Origin of the sequence: Streptomyces graminilatus, assembly GCF_001418565.1 — a bacterium.
Classification (GTDB): domain Bacteria; phylum Actinomycetota; class Actinomycetes; order Streptomycetales; family Streptomycetaceae; genus Streptomyces; species Streptomyces graminilatus.
The window spans coordinates 1-3,044 of sequence record NZ_LIQQ01000427.1; the positions used below are offsets into that span (position 1 = coordinate 1).

General features: G+C 70.1%; 3 protein-coding genes and 2 pseudogenes. 2 read left to right on the forward strand and 3 right to left on the reverse strand.

Features of this window, described 5'->3' with window-relative positions; translation table 11 throughout:
• Nucleotides 1-55: 55 nt before the first annotated feature.
• The 3 genes and pseudogenes from AOK08_RS47790 to AOK08_RS43885 all read right to left on the reverse strand — a co-directional run.
• Nucleotides 56-456, reverse strand: a 401-nt coding sequence (locus AOK08_RS47790) for a serine hydrolase (protein WP_241827163.1), incomplete at its 5' end; no start/stop codon positions are given.
• A 2-nt stretch (nucleotides 457-458) separates the two neighbouring features.
• Nucleotides 459-846: pseudogene (locus tag AOK08_RS47795) on the reverse strand (serine hydrolase); the annotation flags it as partial.
• Nucleotides 847-915: 69 nt separating this feature from the next.
• Nucleotides 916-1,296: pseudogene (locus AOK08_RS43885) on the reverse strand (N-acetyltransferase family protein); the annotation flags it as partial.
• Nucleotides 1,297-1,391: 95 nt separating this feature from the next.
• Here AOK08_RS43885 and AOK08_RS31305 point away from each other — a divergent pair.
• Nucleotides 1,392-1,925 carry a MerR family transcriptional regulator gene (locus AOK08_RS31305; protein WP_055532344.1) on the forward strand — a complete coding sequence of 178 codons (534 nt, stop codon included), beginning with the start codon at nucleotides 1,392-1,394 and terminating at the stop codon, nucleotides 1,923-1,925.
• Nucleotides 1,922-2,947 carry an aldo/keto reductase gene (locus tag AOK08_RS31310; RefSeq protein ID WP_055532342.1) on the forward strand — a complete coding sequence of 342 codons (1,026 nt, stop codon included), beginning with the start codon at nucleotides 1,922-1,924 and terminating at the stop codon, nucleotides 2,945-2,947. The genes AOK08_RS31305 and AOK08_RS31310 overlap by 4 nt, the downstream gene beginning before the upstream one ends.
• The last annotated feature ends 97 nt before the right edge of the window (nucleotides 2,948-3,044 follow it).

Here is a 3,044-nt window from a genome sequence, read left to right on the forward strand (position 1 = left end):
AGATGTGTATGAGAGAGAGCGGGAGGGGGGCGGCGGGGGCGAAAACCCCAGGGCCTCAGCCCCGTACCTCCGACAGCACCGCATCCGTGAACCCAGGCCAAACCTCCACCGCCCACGCCCCGAACACCCGATCGGTCAACGCGACGCACGCCACCCCCACCACCGGATCCACCCACAGAAACGTCCCGGCCTGCCCGAAGTGCCCGAACGTCCGGGCCGAGGACGAACTCCCCGTCCAGTGCGGCGACTTCGCCCCCCGGATCTCGAACCCGAGCCCCCAGTCGTTGGGGTTCTGATGCCCGTACCCCGGCAGCACCCCCTTGGTCCCCGGGAACTGAACAGTCATCGCCTCCGCGACCGTACGCGGATCGAGCAGCCGAGGCGCCTGCACCTCCGCGGCGAACCGCACCAGATCCCCGACGCTCGACACCCCGTCCTTCGCGGGCGACCCCTCCANNCCGCGAAGGGGATCTCCGTGGCCTTCGCCACATGATCCCCCAGCGCCTCGAACCCGGCGTTGGAGTACAGCCGCCGCTCCCCGGGCGGAGCCGTCACCCGGTGCTCGTCGTAGGCGAGCCCCGAGGTGTGCGCGAGGAGATGGCGGACCGTCGATCCGGGCGGCCCGGCCGGCTCGTCGAGTTCGATCGCCCCCTCCTCGTACGCGACGAGGGCGGCGTACGCGGCGAGCGGCTTGGTGACCGAGGCGAGGTGGAACCGGTGGTCCAGCGGGCCGTGGGCGCCGAGAACGGCACCGTCGGCCCGTACGACGGCGGCGGCAGCGGTGGGCACGGGCCAGTTCTCGATCAACGCGAGCGACTTCAACGAGTTCAACGACTTCGACGACATGACGCCGACACTAGAAGACTCACAGCCGCAGCCGCATGAAGGGGTCCGGCTGGCGGACGAAGCCCAGNNGACCTGGCCGACGCCCTGCTCGCGGAACCAGTCCACCAGAGCCTCCATGCAGGCCCGCGCGTACCCCCGGCGGCGCGCGTCCGGGTCGGTGGCGACGCTGAAGACGTACCCGATCCGCCTGTGCGGAATGCGCGCGCTCCCGATCCGGTACTCGACGGTCCCCACCACCACCGCGGCCAGCGAACCGGCCCGCTCCGGATGGTCGACGACGAACGCGGCGAAGCCACCGGACGGGTCGGCCAGCCGCTCGGTCACGGTGGCCAGGGACGTGGCCTGCCAGCCGGCGTCGGTGTTCGCCCCGGTCATCGAGTCGATCATCACCTGGCGCAGCCGCAGCAGCTCGCCGGCGTCCTCGGGCGTGGCACGGCGTACGAGAGTCATGATCCGTACGGTAGTGAGCCAGGACCGGCCAAGTCTCCGCAATATCGCGGGATCCGCTTGCTTGGAGTGCACTCCAGGGTTTTAGCGTGGTGGTCATGACGGTGCTGGAGACCACAGACCCCATCACGGGCCTCACCACGGCTCCCGCCACGGCCGACGGCTGTGAAGCGGGGCCGGGGCCGATCGCCCGGCGCCCGGACGGACAGGACAGCTACACGATCAGCCAGGTCGTCGCCTTCACCGGGCTGACCGCGCACACCCTGCGCTGGTACGAGCGCATCGGGCTGATGCCGCACATCGACCGTTCGCACACCGGCCAGCGCCGCTACAGCAACCGCGACCTCGACTGGCTGGATCTGGTCGGCAAGCTCAGGCTCACCGGTATGCCGGTCGCGGACATGGTGCGGTACGCGGAACTCGTCCGCGAGGGCGAGCACACGTACGGCGAGCGGTTCGAACTGCTCGTATCGACCCGTCGGGCCGTCCTGGACCGGATCGCCGAGCTCCAGGACACGCTCGCGGTACTCGACCGGAAAATCAGTTTCTACGCGGAAGCGGACCACGACGCGGGCTTTGTCCGTGATGTTCGTGATGTCCGTGCTGTCCGTGAGATGGAGAAGGTTCGATGACGAACGACAACACCGCAGGCAGGCTCGCCACGGCTCCGCTGGGCACCGGCGGCCCCGAGGTCGGCGTGCAGGGCCTCGGCTGCATGGGGATGAGCTTCGCGTACGGCCCCACGGACGCCGACGAGGCCCGCGCCACACTGGAACGCGCCCTCGAACTCGGCGTGACCCTGTTCGACACGGCGGACGCGTACGGCGCCGGTGAGAACGAGCGTTTCCTGTCCCCGTTCTTCAAGGCCCACCGGGACGAGGTCGTCGTCGCGACGAAGTTCGCCCTCGCGATCCCGCCGGAGGAGCCGACGCGGCGGATCATCCGCAATGACCCGCCCTACATCCGGCAGGCCGTCGAGGCCAGCCTCAAGAACCTCGACCTCGACGTCATCGACCTCTACTACATGCACCGGCGCGACCCGAACGTCCCGATCGAGGAGTCGGTCGGCGCCATGGCCGAACTGGTGCGCGAGGGCAAGGTCAGGCACCTGGGACTGAGCGAGGTCACGGGCCCGGAACTGCGCGCGGCCCACGCCGTACACCCGATCGCCGCCCTCCAGTCGGAGTGGTCCCTGTTCAGCCGGGACATCGAGGAGGGCGTGGTCCCGGCGGCCCGCGAACTGGGCGTCACCCTGGTCCCGTACTCCCCGCTCGGCCGGGGCTTCCTGACCGGCTCCTTCACCAACGCCGACCAGGAACTGAGCACGGACGACTACCGCCGCACCCAGCCCCGCTTCACGGGCACCGCCGCCTCGGCGAACGCGGCCCTGCTGGCCCCCATCAAGGCGGTCGCGGAAGCCCACGGCGCCTCCCTCGGCCAGATCGCCCTGGCCTGGGTCCAGCACCAGGCCACCACCCACAACCTCCCGGTCGTCCCGATCCCGGGCACCCGCAGGCGCACAAGGGTGGAGGAGAACGTGGCGGCAACAGCCATCACCCTGACGGACACGGACCTGGCCGCCCTGGCCCCCATCGCGTCCCAGGTAACAGGCGACCGCTACGCGGACATGACCTTCACCTCGGCAGGAAGGTAGACCGGTCGGGGGCTGGGGGACTGGTGCGCTTTTCAGCAGGGCGGTACCGGTGTGCTTTTCAGGAGGGCGGTACCGGTGTGCTTTCAGGGGCGCGGGG